Annotated in this window: 14 protein-coding genes and 2 pseudogenes; 11 read left to right on the forward strand and 5 right to left on the reverse strand. The window is 60.1% G+C overall.

Annotated elements, in window-relative coordinates; translation table 11 throughout:
• Positions 1 to 227: pseudogene (locus JWR98_RS14150) on the forward strand (branched-chain amino acid ABC transporter substrate-binding protein); the annotation flags it as partial.
• 148 nt (positions 228 to 375) lie between these two features.
• Here the strand turns inward: JWR98_RS14150 and JWR98_RS14155 are convergent.
• Positions 376 to 1,625 (reverse strand): annotated as a pseudogene (locus JWR98_RS14155) (MFS transporter).
• A 319-nt stretch (positions 1,626 to 1,944) separates the two neighbouring features.
• Between JWR98_RS14155 and JWR98_RS14160 the strand changes: the two are divergent.
• Genes JWR98_RS14160 through JWR98_RS14170 form a run of 3 tightly spaced genes read left to right on the forward strand, consistent with a single transcriptional unit; the run spans position 1,945 to position 4,572 of the window.
• Positions 1,945 to 3,384: a cytochrome ubiquinol oxidase subunit I gene (locus JWR98_RS14160; protein WP_078734753.1), complete on the forward strand. Its 1,440-nt coding sequence runs from the start codon at positions 1,945 to 1,947 to the stop codon at positions 3,382 to 3,384.
• 1 nt (position 3,385) lies between these two features.
• Positions 3,386 to 4,393 (forward strand): cytochrome d ubiquinol oxidase subunit II, encoded by a 1,008-nt coding sequence (cydB, locus tag JWR98_RS14165; protein WP_003176221.1) that lies wholly within the window; start codon positions 3,386 to 3,388, stop codon positions 4,391 to 4,393.
• 11 nt (positions 4,394 to 4,404) lie between these two features.
• Complete coding sequence (locus JWR98_RS14170) at positions 4,405 to 4,572, forward strand: DUF2474 domain-containing protein (RefSeq protein WP_003176220.1); 168 nt, start codon at positions 4,405 to 4,407, stop codon at positions 4,570 to 4,572.
• 82 nt (positions 4,573 to 4,654) lie between these two features.
• Here JWR98_RS14170 and JWR98_RS14175 read toward each other — a convergent pair whose 3' ends face one another.
• Together JWR98_RS14175 and JWR98_RS14180 are read right to left on the reverse strand one after the other, a co-directional pair.
• Positions 4,655 to 5,779 (reverse strand): methyltransferase, encoded by a 1,125-nt coding sequence (locus tag JWR98_RS14175; RefSeq protein WP_205490372.1) that lies wholly within the window; start codon positions 5,777 to 5,779, stop codon positions 4,655 to 4,657.
• Positions 5,780 to 5,890: 111 nt separating this feature from the next.
• Positions 5,891 to 6,613, reverse strand: coding sequence for a LuxR family transcriptional regulator (locus tag JWR98_RS14180; protein ID WP_205490374.1), 723 nt, complete (start codon positions 6,611 to 6,613; stop codon positions 5,891 to 5,893).
• Positions 6,614 to 7,071: 458 nt separating this feature from the next.
• On the opposite strand from JWR98_RS14180, the gene JWR98_RS14185 reads away from it, so the two are divergent.
• Positions 7,072 to 7,848: a ferredoxin--NADP reductase gene (locus JWR98_RS14185; RefSeq protein ID WP_003176217.1), complete on the forward strand. Its 777-nt coding sequence runs from the start codon at positions 7,072 to 7,074 to the stop codon at positions 7,846 to 7,848.
• A 46-nt stretch (positions 7,849 to 7,894) separates the two neighbouring features.
• On the opposite strand, the gene mscL is transcribed toward JWR98_RS14185, so the two are convergent.
• Positions 7,895 to 8,311, reverse strand: coding sequence for a large-conductance mechanosensitive channel protein MscL (mscL, locus tag JWR98_RS14190; protein ID WP_003176216.1), 417 nt, complete (start codon positions 8,309 to 8,311; stop codon positions 7,895 to 7,897).
• Positions 8,312 to 8,598: 287 nt separating this feature from the next.
• On the opposite strand from mscL, the gene katB reads away from it, so the two are divergent.
• Genes katB through JWR98_RS14210 form a run of 4 tightly spaced genes read left to right on the forward strand, consistent with a single transcriptional unit; the run spans position 8,599 to position 12,897 of the window.
• Positions 8,599 to 10,140: a catalase KatB gene (gene katB, locus JWR98_RS14195; RefSeq protein ID WP_003176215.1), complete on the forward strand. Its 1,542-nt coding sequence runs from the start codon at positions 8,599 to 8,601 to the stop codon at positions 10,138 to 10,140.
• Between the two features lie 57 nt (positions 10,141 to 10,197).
• Complete coding sequence (locus JWR98_RS14200; RefSeq protein ID WP_003176214.1) at positions 10,198 to 10,737, forward strand: ankyrin repeat domain-containing protein; 540 nt, start codon at positions 10,198 to 10,200, stop codon at positions 10,735 to 10,737.
• A gap of 35 nt (positions 10,738 to 10,772) precedes the next feature.
• The gene (radA, locus tag JWR98_RS14205; RefSeq protein WP_003176213.1) at positions 10,773 to 12,140 is read left to right on the forward strand and encodes a DNA repair protein RadA; all 1,368 of its coding nucleotides are present in this window, start codon (positions 10,773 to 10,775) and stop codon (positions 12,138 to 12,140) included.
• Between the two features lie 16 nt (positions 12,141 to 12,156).
• Complete coding sequence (locus JWR98_RS14210; protein ID WP_078826148.1) at positions 12,157 to 12,897, forward strand: hypothetical protein; 741 nt, start codon at positions 12,157 to 12,159, stop codon at positions 12,895 to 12,897.
• Positions 12,898 to 12,901: 4 nt separating this feature from the next.
• Here the strand turns inward: JWR98_RS14210 and JWR98_RS14215 are convergent, their stop codons facing one another.
• Complete coding sequence (locus JWR98_RS14215) at positions 12,902 to 13,270, reverse strand: PilZ domain-containing protein (protein WP_078734747.1); 369 nt, start codon at positions 13,268 to 13,270, stop codon at positions 12,902 to 12,904.
• Between the two features lie 173 nt (positions 13,271 to 13,443).
• Here JWR98_RS14215 and JWR98_RS14220 point away from each other — a divergent pair, with 173 nt between their 5' ends.
• Positions 13,444 to 15,510: a carbon starvation CstA family protein gene (locus JWR98_RS14220; protein WP_078734746.1), complete on the forward strand. Its 2,067-nt coding sequence runs from the start codon at positions 13,444 to 13,446 to the stop codon at positions 15,508 to 15,510.
• A 15-nt stretch (positions 15,511 to 15,525) separates the two neighbouring features.
• Positions 15,526 to 15,723: a YbdD/YjiX family protein gene (locus JWR98_RS14225; protein ID WP_003176208.1), complete on the forward strand. Its 198-nt coding sequence runs from the start codon at positions 15,526 to 15,528 to the stop codon at positions 15,721 to 15,723.
• Positions 15,724 to 15,806: the final 83 nt, after the last annotated feature.

Genomic DNA, 15,806 nt, shown 5'->3' on the forward strand with positions numbered 1-15,806 from the left:
CTACACCCTGTACGCCTACGCCTCGTTGCAGGCCCTGGCCGCCGGTTTCAAACGGCGCCAAGTCCAACAAGGGTGAAGACGCCGCCAAATGGCTGAAGGCTCACCCGGTCAAGACCGTGATGGGCGAGAAGACCTGGGACGCCAAGGGTGACCTGAAAGTGTCCGACTACGTGGTTTACCAGTGGGATAAAGAAGGCAAATACCACCAGCTGGAAAAGCAGAAGTAAGGCATAGCGCCCCCGTCCAAATGTGGGAGGGGGCTTGCCCCCGATGACGGTGTGTCAGCCACTGCATGTGTAAACTGACCCACTGCAATCGGGAGCAAGTCGAATCGTCGTACCGCCCCTCCCACATTGACCGCATTGCCACATGGGATCAGGCGGTAGGTTTTAATGCAGGCTCTTCCACCGGCACATGCATCCGATTCCGATTCGCCAACGTCGGAAACAGTTTGATCCACACCCCGGTCACCACCAGCGTACCGATCCCGCCCATGACCACCGCGGGCACGGTGCCGAACCAATGGGCGGTGATGCCGGATTCGAACTCACCCAACTGGTTGGACGCGCCGATAAACAGGCCGTTGACCGCACTGACCCGTCCGCGCATTTCATCCGGCGTTTCCAACTGCACGAAGGACGCGCGGATGACCATGCTGATCATGTCCGCCGCGCCCAGCACCACCAGCACCGCCAGGGAAAACCAGAACGAGGTGGACAGGCCGAAGGCAATGGTCGCCACGCCGAATACGCCGACGGCGGTGAACATCACGCGGCCCACCTGGCGGTCGACCGAAAACCGTGCCAGCCACAGCGACATCAACAACGCACCCACCGCCGGCGCCGAACGCAACAGGCCCAGGCCCCATGCGCCAGTCAGCAGGATGTCCTTGGCAAACACCGGCAGCAGCGCGGTGGCGCCACCCAGCAGCACGGCGAACAGGTCGAGGGAAATCGCGCCGAGAATGTCCGGGCGGCTGCGGATAAAGCGGATGCCGGCCAGCAGCGAATCCAGGGTGGCCTTGCCTTTGTTCAGCGGCGTCTGGCGGGCGGCAGGTTGAGGGTCAGCCCGCAGGCGATGAGGTACAGCACCACCGTGGGGCCATACACCCAGACACTGCCGAACGCATACAGCAAACCGCCCAGCGCCGGGGCGACGATGGTCGCCAGTTGCTGGGCCGATTGCGACGAGGCCACGGCCCGCGGGAACAGCGCGCTGGGCACGATACTCGGCAACAGCGCCTGGGTGGTGGGCATTTCGAAGGAGCGGGCGGCGCCGAGCAGGAAGGCGAGGATGAAGATCATCTCGCGGGTCACGTTGCCGGTCAGGCCGCCAATGGCCAGGGACAGCGCGATCAACGCCTGCACGGTCTGGCAGATGGCGGCGACTTTGCGTCGCTCATAGCGGTCGGCCACATGCCCGGTGTGCAGCATGAATAGCACGCGCGGCACGAACTCCACCAGGCCGACCAGGCCCAGGTCCAGCACGTTGCCGGTCAGTTGGTAGAGGTTCCAGCCGATGGCCACGGTGAGCATCTGGAAGCCGCTGGCGGTGAAGATCCGCGCCAACCAGAACGCAATGAAAGGGCGGTGGTGACGCAACAGCAACGCGGGTTCACTAGGCATCGGGAATTCAGGTCAACGGCCGAAGGGAAGGGCGAGATTAGCATCAAGCTGTAACAATTAGTTGCAAGAACAGCACTGAGGCAAGCTGTCACGCGGCAAAAGACCACATAACCGCACACACAAAATCGGACTACTCTTTGAGCAATGCTTGATCCAGATCAAAACCTGCCAGGGGATTGGTCTGGCGGCCGCAAGGCCAGACGCCCTGCGTAGTGGGTTAAAAAAAGAAACGAATTGAAATTCGCCACACTCCATATCCGTGGGGGCAGTGGGTGCAGGCTCCCGCCCGCAGCCGGTATTACCTGACAGAGGAAGACTTATGTTCGGTTTGGAGGCGCTCGATCTCGCCCGAATTCAATTTGCATTCACCATCTCGTTCCACATCCTGTTCCCGGCGATCACCATCGGCCTGGCCAGTTACCTCGCGGTGCTGGAAGGCTTGTGGCTCAAGACCCACAACGACACCTACCGTGACCTCTACCATTTCTGGTCGAAGATATTTGCCGTCAACTTCGGCATGGGCGTGGTCTCCGGCCTGGTCATGGCTTATCAGTTCGGCACCAACTGGAGTCGCTTCTCGGACTTTGCCGGCGCCGTCACCGGTCCGCTTCTGACGTATGAAGTGCTCACGGCCTTCTTCCTCGAGGCCGGTTTCCTTGGTGTGATGCTGTTCGGCTGGAACAAGGTGGGGCGCAACCTGCACTTCTTCTCCACCGTCATGGTGGCGGTGGGCACGTTGATCTCAACGTTCTGGATTCTCTCGTCCAATAGCTGGATGCAGACCCCGCAGGGCTTTGAAATCGTTGATGGCCGGGTGATTCCAACCGACTGGTTCGCCGTCGTTTTCAATCCGTCGTTCCCCTATCGCCTGGCGCACATGGCCACGGCGGCCTTCGTGGCCACGGCGTTCTTCGTCGGCTCGTCGGCGGCCTGGCACTTGCTGCGCGGCAAGGACAACCCGGCGATCCGCAAAATGCTCTCGATGGCCATGTGGATGGCGCTGATCGTAGCGCCTATCCAGGCGGTGATCGGTGACTTCCATGGCCTCAACACCCTTGAGCACCAGCCGGCGAAAATCGCCGCGATTGAAGGTCACTGGGAAAACAAAGGCAATGAGCCCACCCCGCTGATCCTGTTCGGCTGGCCTGATATGAAGGCTGAAAAAACCAAATACGCGGTGGAAATCCCCTACCTGGGCAGCCTGATCCTGACCCACTCGCTGGACAAACAGGTGCCGGCGCTCAAGGAGTTCCCGCCTGAGGATCGCCCGAATTCGACCGTGGTGTTCTGGTCGTTCCGGGTCATGGTCGGCCTGGGCTTTTTGATGATCTTCACCGGGCTGTTCAGTTTGTGGCTGCGTCGGGGCGGCAGGATGTACACGTCCAAACCGTTCCTGTACCTGGCGCTGTGGATGGGCCCGTCCGGCCTGATCGCGATTCTTGCCGGTTGGTTTACCACCGAAATCGGCCGTCAGCCGTGGGTGGTCTACGGGTTGATGCGCACGGCGGATGCGTCCTCCGGGCATAGCCTGGCGCAGATGACGATCACCCTGGTGTTGTTCGTGGTGGTGTACTTCGCGCTGTTCGGCGCCGGGTTGGGCTACATGATGCGCCTGGTGCGCAAAGGTCCTGTGACGTACGAAGTCACCGAGCCGACCCACGGTGGCCCTGGCCAGAAACGTACGCCGGCCCGTCCTTTGTCTGCTGCCGATGATGGCACCGACAACGACCACGACGACATCCAGCACAAGGGGCATTGAGATGGGTATTGATCTTCCGCTGATCTGGGCTGTGATCATCATTTTCGGGATCATGATGTACGTGGTCATGGACGGCTTCGACTTAGGGATCGGCATCCTGTTTCCGTTCGTGAAGGGCAAGACCGACCGTGACGTGATGATGAACACCGTGGCGCCTGTGTGGGACGGCAACGAAACCTGGCTGGTACTGGGAGGCGCGGGGTTGTTCGGCGCGTTCCCGCTGGCCTATTCGGTGGTGTTGTCGGCGTTGTACCTGCCGTTGATCCTGATGTTGATCGGGTTGATCTTCCGGGGCGTGGCGTTCGAGTTCCGCTTCAAGGCCAAGGACCACAAGCGGCACCTGTGGGATAAGGCTTTCATCGGCGGTTCGCTGGCGGCGACGTTCTTTCAGGGCGTGGCGTTGGGAGCATTCATCGATGGGATTCCGGTGGTGAACCGCCAGTTTGCCGGTGGCTCGCTGGACTGGTTGACACCGTTCACGATGTTCTGTGGCGTGGCGCTGATCGTGGCCTATGCCTTGCTCGGCTGCACCTGGCTGATCATGAAGACCGAAGGCAAGTTGCAGGAACAGATGCACAACCTGGCGCGGCCGTTGGCGTTCGTGGTGCTGGCGGTGATTGGTATCGTCAGTATCTGGACGCCGCTGACGCACGCGGAAATCGCCGGGCGCTGGTTCACCCTGCCAAACCTGTTCTGGTTCCTGCCGGTGCCGGTCCTGGTGTTGGTGACGATGTACGGGTTGATCCGCGCCGTAGCGCGTAATGCGCACTACACGCCGTTCCTGCTGACGCTGGTGCTGATCTTCCTCGGCTACAGCGGCCTGGGCATCAGCCTGTGGCCGAACATCATTCCGCCCTCGGTATCGATCTGGGACGCGGCCGCACCGCCGCAAAGCCAGGGCTTCATGCTGGTGGGCACCTTGTTCATCATCCCGTTCATCCTGGGCTACACCTTCTGGAGTTACTACGTATTCCGCGGCAAGGTCACCCACGAAGACGGTTATCACTAGGAGGTCGTCCCATGTCCGGCAAACCGACGTTGCAGGAGATTGAACAGGCCGAGAAACAGCCGCTGTGGCGGCGCCTGGGGTGGCTGGCGATGATCTGGACCGGCAGTGTGCTGGCCCTGTTTGTCGTGGCCAGCCTGATGCGCATGTTCATGAATGCGGCCGGCCTGACCACTCACTGACATCCCGATCCGGGCCTTGCGGCCCGCTGCCTGCTGACTTAAGGGGCAAGCCCTGCTCTTGTTCTGCAAGGGCAGGGTTTTTTTATTTGCGCGCCTTGAGGATGACGAATTTCGGTGTCGCCGACACTTGCTCGACACCGCGGAACAAGCGCGCCAACTTGCTGTGATAACCCAAGTGACGGTTGCCGACTATGTAGAGGGCACCGCCGACCACCAGGGCTTCGCGGGCCTGCTGGAACATGCGCCAGGCGAGGAAGTCGCCGACCACCTGCTGCTGGTGGAACGGCGGGTTGCACAGCACCACCTCCAGGGACTGCGGCTCCTGGCCGGCCAGGCCATCGCCGGCGCGGACCGTCACGTCGCGCGCGCCCAAGGCAGCCTGCCAGTTTTGCGCCGCCGATTGCGCGGCCATATACGACTCGTCCACCAGGGTGTACTGCGCGTCGGGGTTTTGCAGCGCGCTGGCAATAGCCAATACGCCGTTGCCACAGCCCAGGTCCGCCACGCGCGCGCTGCCCAGGTTTTCAGGCAGGTGCGGCAGGAACGCGCGCGTGCCGATGTCCAGGCCTTCGCGGCAAAATACATTGGCGTGGTTGAGCAGTTCGATGGCGGGTGTTTCCAGGGTATAGCGCGTGGGGTAGGGCGAGACAGCCGCCGGCCGATCTGCAAGGGTCGCGATCAGCAGCCGTGCTTTTTTCACGGCCAACGAGGCATGCATCGGCCCGATATAGCGCTCCAGCAATTCTCCGGCCGCCCGTGGCAGGTGCTTGACCATCGCCCCGGCGATCACTTCGGCGCCCGGTGCCAGTTGGCCTTGCAGGCGGATCAGCTGCTCCTCCAACAACGCCAGGGTCTTGGGCACGCGAATCAGTACGCGGTCGAAAGGCCCGTTCGGGGTTTGGCTGGCAGGGATAAACGTCACGGCATCAAAGGCCTTGGCGTTGCGCACCAGGTTTTTTTCCAGCCCCTGGGCGGCGAGAAATGAATCACCGCTGGACACCACCTGCATCCGACCTTCAAGGCTGGCCGCCAGGGCGCCGAAGCTGTCGTTGAGCACCAGCACGCGGGTGACGGCAGCAGGCTGTTGTTCTGCCAGGTAGCTGAGCAGGTACTCATCGGCGGCATCGAAGGCTTGCAGCGGATCGTTGTGCTGTTCGGGCTGGCGGATCAGATCGAGCTGGGCGAAGGGGCTGTCGAGCAGGGGCATGGCGGGAGAGAACTCTGGGTAATCGAACCATCTGGGTGAACGGCGACGGGAGGCTGGAAGCCGCGTCCTCACCCGGAACTGGTCGAGAATGTTACGTTTTTTCCGCAAGGATTACATGAGGTCGTTAAAGAAACCGGCTTTGGCGGCCTTCATGATGGCCGCGATTTTATTATTGACCCCCAGTTTTCTCATTGAGCTGCAGTTATGAAAGCCGACGGTGCGTTCAGACAGGCACAGAATCTTGGCGATCTCGCCTGCAGTCTTGCCCAGGGCTGACCAGCGCAGAACTTCCAGCTCGCGCGGCGTCAAGTTATTGCAGGGCATGGCAACTGGTTCGTTCGCGTACTTGTGCGCCACCACGGTATGCATGGCATGGCAGAGCCATAGGGCATTACCGGCTTTTTCGTAAAGCTCTTCGGGGCTGATCTCGCGTTTGCTTCGGCCCAGCGTCAGCATACTGAACACGCCTTTTGGCCCATGCAGTGGCTGGGTCCACCCCAAGTGCACGCCGCAGGATTGGGCGAGCGTCCACAAGTGAGGGGTGTCCTGGAAGGCGCTTTCTTTCCAGACAAACGGCAGAACGGAGCGCTGGCAGTGGGCGACGACAGGGTCTACATCAGCGAATTTGGCTTGTTTGTAAAGGTGGCTCCATTCGGTTGGGTAGTTGCTCTTTTCAAATACGATTTTCTGGTTTGCAAGTTGTTGGGCACTCATTTTAAAGGAACAGAATTGGAAGCCGAGTGAGTAGGTCTCGTTGATAACCATTTCAAAAACACTGGTGATCTGGTCCTCGTCTTCCAGTTTGGGGAGCCGTGTGTTTCGCCAGTTGAGCATCGGTAACTCTCCATGAGTATGGGTGCGTCTTGGGGTGTGTCCTGATCCCATTGCGACACGGAACTGAGTGTAGGATAAAGGCTACTTTGTGAGGAGAAAAAAACGTTATATGGGTGGGCTTACTTAAATTTTAAAAATTATACAAATCTTGATTTGTTGTGTAGGTAAAGCCTCTTTAGAGAAAAATATTATTTGTATTAAGATGTTATCAGTAGTGGCTAAGTAATGGCGATTTGTGGTCGTGTTGCAATTGGCGGCGTTTTGGTAAGAGGGCTAATAGCCAAATAATTAGTTGGGTCGTGGCTAGAGTTTTTATACTAATTAGCCGCATTAAAGTTATGGTTTTATCACTTCAACATCTGCCCTGAGCACGGTCATGGCAATGTCAGCACAAATCATCGGTGTTAGCACGTACCGCTTTGAGGGACACTAGAGGCCTGTGCAAAACGGAGTGCCCCATGACGGCCAGTGCTGAAAAATTTACCCGCCAGACATTGCTCGATGTGCAATCGCTGACCCCCAGCCTGTTTACCCTGCGCACCACCCGCGATCCGGGATTCCGGTTCACCGCCGGCCAGTTCGTGCGCCTGGGAGTGACCAAGGCGGATGGCAGTACGGTCTGGCGTGCCTATTCCGTGGTGTCGTCACCCTTTGATGAGCATTTGGATTTCTTCTCGATCGTGGTCCCTGGCGGCGAGTTCACCAGTGAGCTGAGCCGCCTGCGGGTGGGTGACGAGTTGATGGTGGAGCGCCAGGCCACGGGTTTTCTGACCTTGAGTCGGTTTGTGGATGGTCGTGACCTGTGGATGCTGGGCACCGGCACCGGGGTGGCGCCGTTCCTGTCGATCCTGCAGGACTTTGAGGTGTGGGAGAAATTCGAGCGCATCATCCTGGTCTACAGCGCCCGCGAAGCCAAAGAGCTGGCGTACCAGGCGTTGATCAAGACGCTGGGTGAGCGTGAGTATCTGGCCGAATACGCCCACAAGCTGACGTACATTCCTATCGTCACGCGGGAGCAACACCCTGGCGCTTTGAACGGACGAATCACCACGCTGATCGAAAATGGCGAGCTGGAGCGAGCAGCCGGCGTGGCGCTGACCCCCGAGCACTCGCGCGTGCTGATTTGCGGCAACCCGCAGATGGTCGACGATACCCGCCAATTGCTCAAGCAGCGCGACCTGCAACTAAGCCTGAGCCGCCGACCGGGCCAGGTAGCTGTGGAAAACTATTGGTAAACAAAAGGCGCCCCAACAGGCGCCTTCCTTATAAACCAAGCCAGGCCTAGAGCGGCTTGTCGTTTTGCGCCTTGAGCAGATCGCGGATCTCGCCCAGCAACACCTCTTCCTTGCTCGGCGTTGGCGGCAGGCTTGGCGCCACCGCCTCTTCACGCTTGAGGCGGTTGATCGCCTTCACACCCATGAAGATTGCGAACGCGACGATGATGAAGTCGATCACGCTCTGGATAAACTTGCCATATGCCAGGACCACGGCGGGTGCGTCACCCTGGGCAGCCTTGAGCGTCACCGCCAGGTCGCCAAAGTCCACGCCACCGATCAACAGACCAATCGGCGGCATCACCACGTCGCCTACAAACGAGGAAACAATTTTGCCGAAGGCTGCGCCGATGATAATACCGACGGCCATGTCGACCACATTACCTTTGACCGCGAAGGCCTTGAACTCACTGATCACGCCCATAGGTTATTCCTTGTTACAGATGAGGAGGGTGGAGCTGAGTGTAAGTCAGTCATGGCGGGCTTGCTGGACACAACTGTTAACACTGTTAGTTTTAATCGACACATTAAAACGCAAATAGTTTGCAAAGTGCCACCAATCGCGCGCGAAATACGCGCCATTTCAGGGGCTTACCACATTATTTTCTCAATCGCCCTGGTGGGCTTTTTCTATTTATCTTCTGACTCGCGGGTCACTAGCCTCTGGCAAGCACAACTGAATGTGCATTAAAAAAACCAGAGGAAACCTTGATGAATACTCCCATGAGCCGTGGGCCAGCCCTGGCGCGTCACGCGCTGGTACTGGCGACCGCCAGCCTGCTTTCCCTGTCGGTGCAGGCCGCCAACCTGACCCGCGATAACGGTGCCGCTGTCGGCGACAACCAGAACTCGCAAACCGCCGGCGCCAACGGCCCCGTGCTGCTGCAAGACGTGCAGCTCATTCAGAAACTGCAACGCTTCGACCGCGAACGCATCCCCGAGCGCGTGGTGCACGCCCGTGGTACCGGCGCCCACGGTACCTTCACGGTCACCGATAACCTCAGCGACCTGACCAAGGCCAAAGTCTTCGCAGCCGGCGAAGCCACGCCTGTATTTGTGCGCTTCTCCGCCGTGGTGCACGGCAACCATTCGCCGGAAACCTTGCGCGACCCGCGCGGCTTCGCCACCAAGTTCTATACCGCCGAGGGCAATTGGGACTTGGTCGGCAATAACTTCCCGACGTTCTTTATCCGCGACGCCATCAAGTTCCCGGACATGGTCCACGCCTTCAAACCGGACCCCCGCACTAACCTGGATGATGACTCGCGTCGCTTTGACTTCTTCTCCCATGTTCCTGAGTCGACCCGCACGTTGACCGAGTTGTACTCCGACTCGGGCACCCCGGCCAGTTATCGGGAAATGGACGGTAATGGCGTACATGCCTACAAGTTGATTAACGCCAAGGGCGAAGTGCACTACGTCAAGTTCCATTGGAAGAGCCTGCAAGGCATCAAGAACCTGGACCCAAAACAAGTCACCGAGGTGCAGGGCCGTGATTACAGCCATATGACCAACGACTTGGTCACGCACATCAATAAGGGCGACTTCCCCAAGTGGGACCTGTATGTGCAAGTGCTCAAACCGGAAGACTTGGCCAAGTTCGACTTTGACCCGCTGGACGCCACCAAAATCTGGCCGAACGTACCCGAGCGCAAAGTCGGGCAAATGGTGCTGAACCGCAACCCGGCGAACGTGTTCCAGGAAACCGAGCAGGTGGCCATGGCCCCGGCCAACCTGGTGCCCGGCATTGAGCCGTCGGAAGACCGTCTGCTGCAAGGCCGGGTGTTCTCCTACGCCGACACGCAGATGTACCGTCTGGGCGCCAATGCCCTGCAATTGCCGATCAACGCCCCGCGAGTCACCGTGAACAACGGTAACCAGGACGGCGCGATGAACGCCGGCAAGACCACCACGGGCGTGAATTACCAGCCAAGCCGCCTGATGCCGCGCGAAGAGCCGCAAACCGCGCGCTATAGCCAGTCGGCGCTGACCGGCAGCACCCAACAGGCGAAGATTCAGCGTGAGCAGAACTTCAAGCAGGCCGGTGACCTGTACCGCTCCTACAACCAGAAAGAGCGCCAGGACTTGATCGACAACTTCGGCGGCTCCCTGGCCACCACCGATGATGAGAGCAAGCACATCATCCTGTCGTTCCTCTACAAAGCCGACCCTGAGTACGGCACTGGCGTGGCCAAGGTTGCCAAGGGTGACCTGGCGCGCGTGAAAGCGCTGGCTGCAAAACTGACGGACTGATCCGTTGGTTCCGGTCGACGCCCGTTGGGGCGTCGACCTCTGACAGGAGAACCCTTTATGCGTATTGCTATTGGCCTATTGATGGCCATGCTGGCCCTTGTCGCCCATGCCGAGTCCCCCGAGCCTGCGGCACTCAAGGCACAGCTTCAGGATTATTACTTCGACGCCGCCCGCCGTGGCGATGTCGACATGCTCAACACCTTTATCGACTCCGGTTACAGCCTCAACACCCAGGACGACAAGGGCTACACCGCCCTGATCCTCGCCGCGTACCACGGTGAAGGCGCCTATGTGGACCGTTTGCTCGCCGCCGGTGCCGACGCCTGCGTGCAGGACAAACGCGGCAACACCGCGTTGATGGGCGCGATCTTCAAGGGCGAGCTGAAAATCGCCCAGCGTCTGCTGGCTACCGACTGCAACCCGGACCAACGCAACGGCGCCGGACAGACCGCCGCGATGTACGCAGGCCTGTTCAAGCGTATTGAATTGCTTGATGCCTTGAAAGCCAAGGGCGCCGACCTCAATGCCGAAGACCCGGTCGGCAACAGCGCTTCGCGATTGGCCAGCGGTGAAATCCGGACCCCGGCGTCGCGCTGAGCTATCATCGCGGTTTTTCGGTTGGAGGTTCTCACATGGCAAAGGCCAAGCGCATGTACGGCTGCACGGAGTGCGGCGCGACCTTTCCCAAGTGGGCCGGCCAGTGCGGGGAGTGCGGGGCCTGGAACACCCTCACTGAAACTATGATCGAAAGCGGTGGCGCCGCGGCTCCCACCGGGCGTGCCGGCTGGACCGGGCAGCAGGCGCAGATCAAGACCCTGGCCGAAGTCAGCGTCGAAGAGATCCCGCGCTTTTCCACCGCCTCCGGTGAGCTGGACCGAGTGCTCGGCGGTGGCCTGGTGGACGGCTCGGTGGTGCTGATCGGCGGCGACCCCGGCATCGGTAAATCGACCATCCTGCTGCAAACCCTGTGCAGCATCGCCAGCCGCATGCCGGCGCTGTACGTCACCGGCGAAGAATCCCAGCAACAAGTGGCCATGCGCGCCCGTCGCCTGGGCCTGCCCCAGGACCAGCTGCGGGTGATGACCGAAACCTGCATCGAAAGCATCATCGCCACGGCGCGTATCGAGAAACCCAAGGTCATGGTGATCGACTCGATCCAGACGATTTTCACCGAGCAACTGCAATCGGCACCGGGCGGCGTGTCCCAGGTGCGTGAGAGTGCGGCGTTGCTGGTGCGTTATGCCAAGCAGAGCGGCACGGCGATCTTCCTGGTTGGGCACGTGACCAAGGAGGGCGCCTTGGCCGGGCCACGGGTGTTGGAGCATATGGTCGACACCGTGCTGTATTTCGAAGGCGAATCCGACGGGCGTTTACGCTTGCTGCGGGCGGTGAAGAACCGTTTCGGCGCAGTCAACGAGCTTGGCGTATTCGCCATGACTGACCGGGGGCTGAAAGAAGTCTCCAACCCGTCGGCGATTTTTCTGACCCGCGCCCAGGAAGAAGTCCCAGGCAGCGTGGTAATGGCAACCTGGGAAGGCACCCGCCCGATGCTGGTGGAAGTGCAGGCGCTGGTGGACGACAGCCATCTGGCCAACCCGCGCCGGGTAACGCTGGGTCTGGATCAGAACCGTCTGGCGATGTTGCTGGCGGTATTGCACCGACATGGCGGCATTCCCACCCACGATCAGGATGTGTTCCTCAACGTGGTGGGCGGGGTCAAGGTGTTGGAAACCGCCTCCGACCTGGCGTTGATGGCGGCGGTGATGTCCAGCCTGCGTAATCGGCCATTGCCCCACGACTTGCTGGTGTTTGGCGAGGTCGGCCTGTCCGGCGAAGTGCGCCCGGTACCCAGCGGCCAGGAGCGCCTCAAGGAAGCCGCCAAGCACGGTTTCAAGCGCGCGATCGTGCCCAAGGGCAACGCGCCGAAGGAAGCGCCGGCGGGGTTGCAGGTGATTGGGGTCACGCGCCTGGAGCAGGCGTTGGATGCACTTTTCGAATAAATCAGGAAGGGACGCTATGCAACGATCGAGTTATGGGGCAATTGCAGCGCTGTTTATCGCCTTGGCCGTATCGCCGGCCATGGCGTGGGCGGTCGAGCTGCCTGCGGGTTATCGCCTGGCGCAAAAACGGGTGACCGCGCAGGGCAGCGAGTTGCAGGTGCTGGAAGACCAGCGCATCAGCGCCCAGATGCATAAGGACAATTGGGGCGGCGGGCAGCTCGAGGACGCGTTCGAGGAGCCCGACGATCTGGCGGAGCATCCGCTGCTTGAGGCGCGGGTGCGCCTGGTGTCGGCCTCCGGTGAGGAGATCGCGCAAGAGGGTCTTGGCTATCCGTTGGCCCAGATCAAGAAGGCGCCGCTCAAGGGGTTGCCTGAGCCTGTATATTTTTTGACCATCGATGAAACCGCGCCGATGGGCACCTACAGCGGCCCGGCCACTCAACTGTTGCAGCCGGTCCAACAGCAACTCAAGCCGATGAGCTACAAGAGCGCTGACGGCAAGATCCAGCCCTTGACCCTGGCCCACACGGGCAAGGCTGACTGGAAGGTGGCGACACCGACTGCCGGTGGGGCTGATGAACTGTTGCAGGTGTCGTCGTTCATGGAAGGCGAGGGTGAGGGCGAAGGTGAAGACGATTTCACCACCCGCTACCAGACTTATCGTTTTGTCGATGGGCAGTGGCAGTCCGCGTCGAGTCAGAAAAAAGGCTACTGGGACATGGAAAGCGAGTTTCCGGCGCGTGCGGCCTTTCCCTGACTCATCACACTTCCAATAACGCGCCGAGTTCCCGCTCAAGTTCTTCTTGGTCACCGAGATTAAACTCGATCAGCCGCCGCAAGTGGCTGATCGAGTCCAAGTCGATGTCTTTGCACACAAACCCCAACTGCTCATGTTCTTCGTGGGTCAGGCGCACCTGCATCTTTATATGAGTCTTTGGATCAAGGCGTATGTCGATGCTAAACGGCAGAGCTTTATTGCCTTTCCACGCGTCGGGCCGTTGCACCAGCAAGCCCTTTAGCGACAAATCCACCAACTGTACAGGCCATTCGTGACCGTTTTGGCGAATTTCGGTCTTGGCGTCAAAGGCGATCCGGCGAAAACGACGGCGGTCAGGCGCATGCTCGGTCATGATGAAACCCTCTATGGATAGAAGCAGTGTAGCCCTGCGCCATCATTCGGCCTTTATTTCGGCTTTTTTGCCGTTGCAAGGCTCTAGACCAACGTAGGGGGGTGGCCTTTAAAGCCAACAGCGCTAAACTCCGAGTGGCTGTCCTTTCTGTCCACCCTGGCTGGAATATAAAAATGAAAAATAATAATAGCCTGCTACGCCACTTACCCTGGCTGGTGCTGGCAATCGTAGGAGCGTGCGCCCTCGGCGTAGTGGCCTTGCGCCGCGGCGAGGCGATCAATGCCTTGTGGATTGTGGTTGCCGCGGTGGCCATCTACCTGGTCGCTTATCGCTACTACAGCCTGTTCATCGCTAACAATGTGATGCAACTCGATCCACGGCGGGCCACCCCCGCAGTGCTCAACAACGACGGTCTGGACTATGTGCCGACCAACAAACACATTCTTTTCGGTCACCACTTTGCGGCGATTGCCGGTGCAGGCCCGCTGGTCGGCCCGGTACTGGCGGCGCAAATGGGTTACCTGCCCGGCACGCTCTGGCTGATCGCCGGCGTGGTGCTGGCCGGTGCGGTGCAGGACTTCATGATCCTGTTCCTCTCCACCCGTCGTAACGGCCGTTCCCTGGGCGATATGGTGCGTGAAGAGATGGGGCGCATCCCCGGCACCATCGCGCTGTTCGGCTGCTTCCTGATCATGATCATCATCCTCGCGGTGCTGGCGCTGATCGTGGTCAAGGCTCTGGCCGAGAGCCCATGGGGCATCTTCACCGTAATGGCGACCATCCCGATCGCGATGTTCATGGGCATCTACATGCGCTACATCCGCCCGGGCCGTATCGGTGAAATCTCGATCATCGGCGTGGCGTTGCTGCTGGGTTCGATCTGGCTGGGCGGGCAGATTGCCGCCGATCCGGTTTGGGCCAAGGCGTTCAGCTTCACCGGGATCCAGATCACCTGGATGCTCATCGGCTACGGCTTCGTGGCGGCGGTACTGCCGGTGTGGCTGATCCTGGCCCCGCGTGACTACCTCTCCACCTTCCTGAAAATCGGCACCATCATCGCCCTGGCGATCGGCATTCTGGTCACCATGCCCGACCTGAAAATGCCGGCGCTGACCCAGTTCATCGATGGCACCGGCCCGGTGTGGAAAGGCGGCCTGTTCCCGTTCCTGTTCATCACCATCGCCTGTGGCGCGGTCTCGGGCTTCCACGCGCTGATCTCCTCGGGCACCACGCCCAAGTTGCTGGCCAATGAAAGCCACGCCCGCTACATCGGCTACGGCGGCATGTTGATGGAGTCGTTCGTGGCCATCATGGCAATGGTTGCCGCCTCGGTGATCGAGCCTGGCGTGTACTTCGCCATGAACAGCCCGGCCGCCATTGTCGGCACCGACGTGGTTACCGTGGCGCAGACCGTCAGCAGCTGGGGCTTTGCCATTACCCCTGAAGCGCTGTCGGCCGTGGCCCATGACATCGGCGAAACCACCATCCTGGCGCGTGCCGGCGGTGCGCCGACGTTGGCCGTGGGTATCGCGCAGATCCTGCACAGTGTGTTGCCGGGTGAAAACACCATGGCGTTCTGGTACCACTTTGCGATCCTGTTCGAAGCGCTGTTCATCCTGACGGCGGTCGACGCCGGTACCCGTGCCGGTCGCTTCATGCTGCAGGACCTGTTGGGTTCCTTTGTGCCGGCGCTCAAACGCACCGAATCCTGGACCGCCAACCTGATCGCCACGGCCGGTTGCGTGGCCATGTGGGGTTACTTGCTGTACCAGGGCGTGATCGACCCACTGGGTGGCATCAACACCTTGTGGCCGCTGTTCGGTATCTCCAACCAGATGCTGGCGGGTATTGCGCTGATGCTGGCAACCGTTGTGCTGATCAAAATGAAACGCCAACGCTACATCTGGGTGACGCTGTTGCCGGCCGTTTGGCTGCTGATCTGCACCACCACGGCGGGCTTCATCAAGCTGTTCGACGCGAACCCGGCGATCGGCTTCCTGTCGCTGGCCAAGAAGTACAGCGATGCCCTGGCCGGGGGCCAGATCCTGGCCCCGGCCAAGAGCATCGACCAGATGCAGCACGTGATCTACAACGCCTACACCAACGCGACGCTGACGGCGCTATTCCTGTTCGTGGTGTTCAGTATCCTGTTCTATGCACTCAAGGTCGGCGTCGCTGCCTGGGGCAACAAAGAGCGTACGGATAAAGAAGCCCCGTTCCAGGCCGTACCTGACGCATGATCGAGGATTGCAACCATGTTCAATGACATCAGTCGCCTCGGTAAATACCTCGGTCAGGCTGCGCGCCTGATGGTCGGCATGCCCGACTACGACACCTACGTCGAGCATATGCAAACCAAGCATCCCGACAAGCCGATGATGGACTACAAGGCGTTCTTCCGGGAACGCCAGGAAGCCCGTTACGGCGGCAAGGGTGGACCCAAGTGCTGTTAAATTAGTGCAATACCCCTGTGGGAGGGGCTTGTGCCCGATAGCGGTGTGTCAGTGACATCCAAGTGCCTGACACACTGCTATCG

Origin of the sequence: Pseudomonas lactucae, from assembly GCF_016937615.1 — a bacterium.
Lineage (GTDB): Bacteria > Pseudomonadota > Gammaproteobacteria > Pseudomonadales > Pseudomonadaceae > Aquipseudomonas > Aquipseudomonas lactucae.

Excerpts from the sequence above, each read along its gene's own strand:
- JWR98_RS14170 (WP_003176220.1), top strand. The coding sequence starts at position 4,405 with ATGTCCGGCAAACCGACGTTGCAGGAGATTGAACAGGCCGAGAAACAG.
- mscL (WP_003176216.1), bottom strand. The coding sequence starts at position 8,311 with ATGGGCGTGATCAGTGAGTTCAAGGCCTTCGCGGTCAAAGGTAATGTG.
- cydB (WP_003176221.1), top strand. The coding sequence starts at position 3,386 with ATGGGTATTGATCTTCCGCTGATCTGGGCTGTGATCATCATTTTCGGG.
- JWR98_RS14175 (WP_205490372.1), bottom strand. The coding sequence starts at position 5,779 with ATGCCCCTGCTCGACAGCCCCTTCGCCCAGCTCGATCTGATCCGCCAG.
- JWR98_RS14200 (WP_003176214.1), top strand. The coding sequence starts at position 10,198 with ATGCGTATTGCTATTGGCCTATTGATGGCCATGCTGGCCCTTGTCGCC.
- JWR98_RS14215 (WP_078734747.1), bottom strand. The coding sequence starts at position 13,270 with ATGACCGAGCATGCGCCTGACCGCCGTCGTTTTCGCCGGATCGCCTTT.
- JWR98_RS14185 (WP_003176217.1), top strand. The coding sequence starts at position 7,072 with ATGACGGCCAGTGCTGAAAAATTTACCCGCCAGACATTGCTCGATGTG.
- JWR98_RS14180 (WP_205490374.1), bottom strand. The coding sequence starts at position 6,613 with ATGCTCAACTGGCGAAACACACGGCTCCCCAAACTGGAAGACGAGGAC.
- radA (WP_003176213.1), top strand. The coding sequence starts at position 10,773 with ATGGCAAAGGCCAAGCGCATGTACGGCTGCACGGAGTGCGGCGCGACC.
- JWR98_RS14225 (WP_003176208.1), top strand. The coding sequence starts at position 15,526 with ATGTTCAATGACATCAGTCGCCTCGGTAAATACCTCGGTCAGGCTGCG.
- JWR98_RS14160 (WP_078734753.1), top strand. The coding sequence starts at position 1,945 with ATGTTCGGTTTGGAGGCGCTCGATCTCGCCCGAATTCAATTTGCATTC.
- JWR98_RS14210 (WP_078826148.1), top strand. The coding sequence starts at position 12,157 with ATGCAACGATCGAGTTATGGGGCAATTGCAGCGCTGTTTATCGCCTTG.
- JWR98_RS14220 (WP_078734746.1), top strand. The coding sequence starts at position 13,444 with ATGAAAAATAATAATAGCCTGCTACGCCACTTACCCTGGCTGGTGCTG.
- katB (WP_003176215.1), top strand. The coding sequence starts at position 8,599 with ATGAATACTCCCATGAGCCGTGGGCCAGCCCTGGCGCGTCACGCGCTG.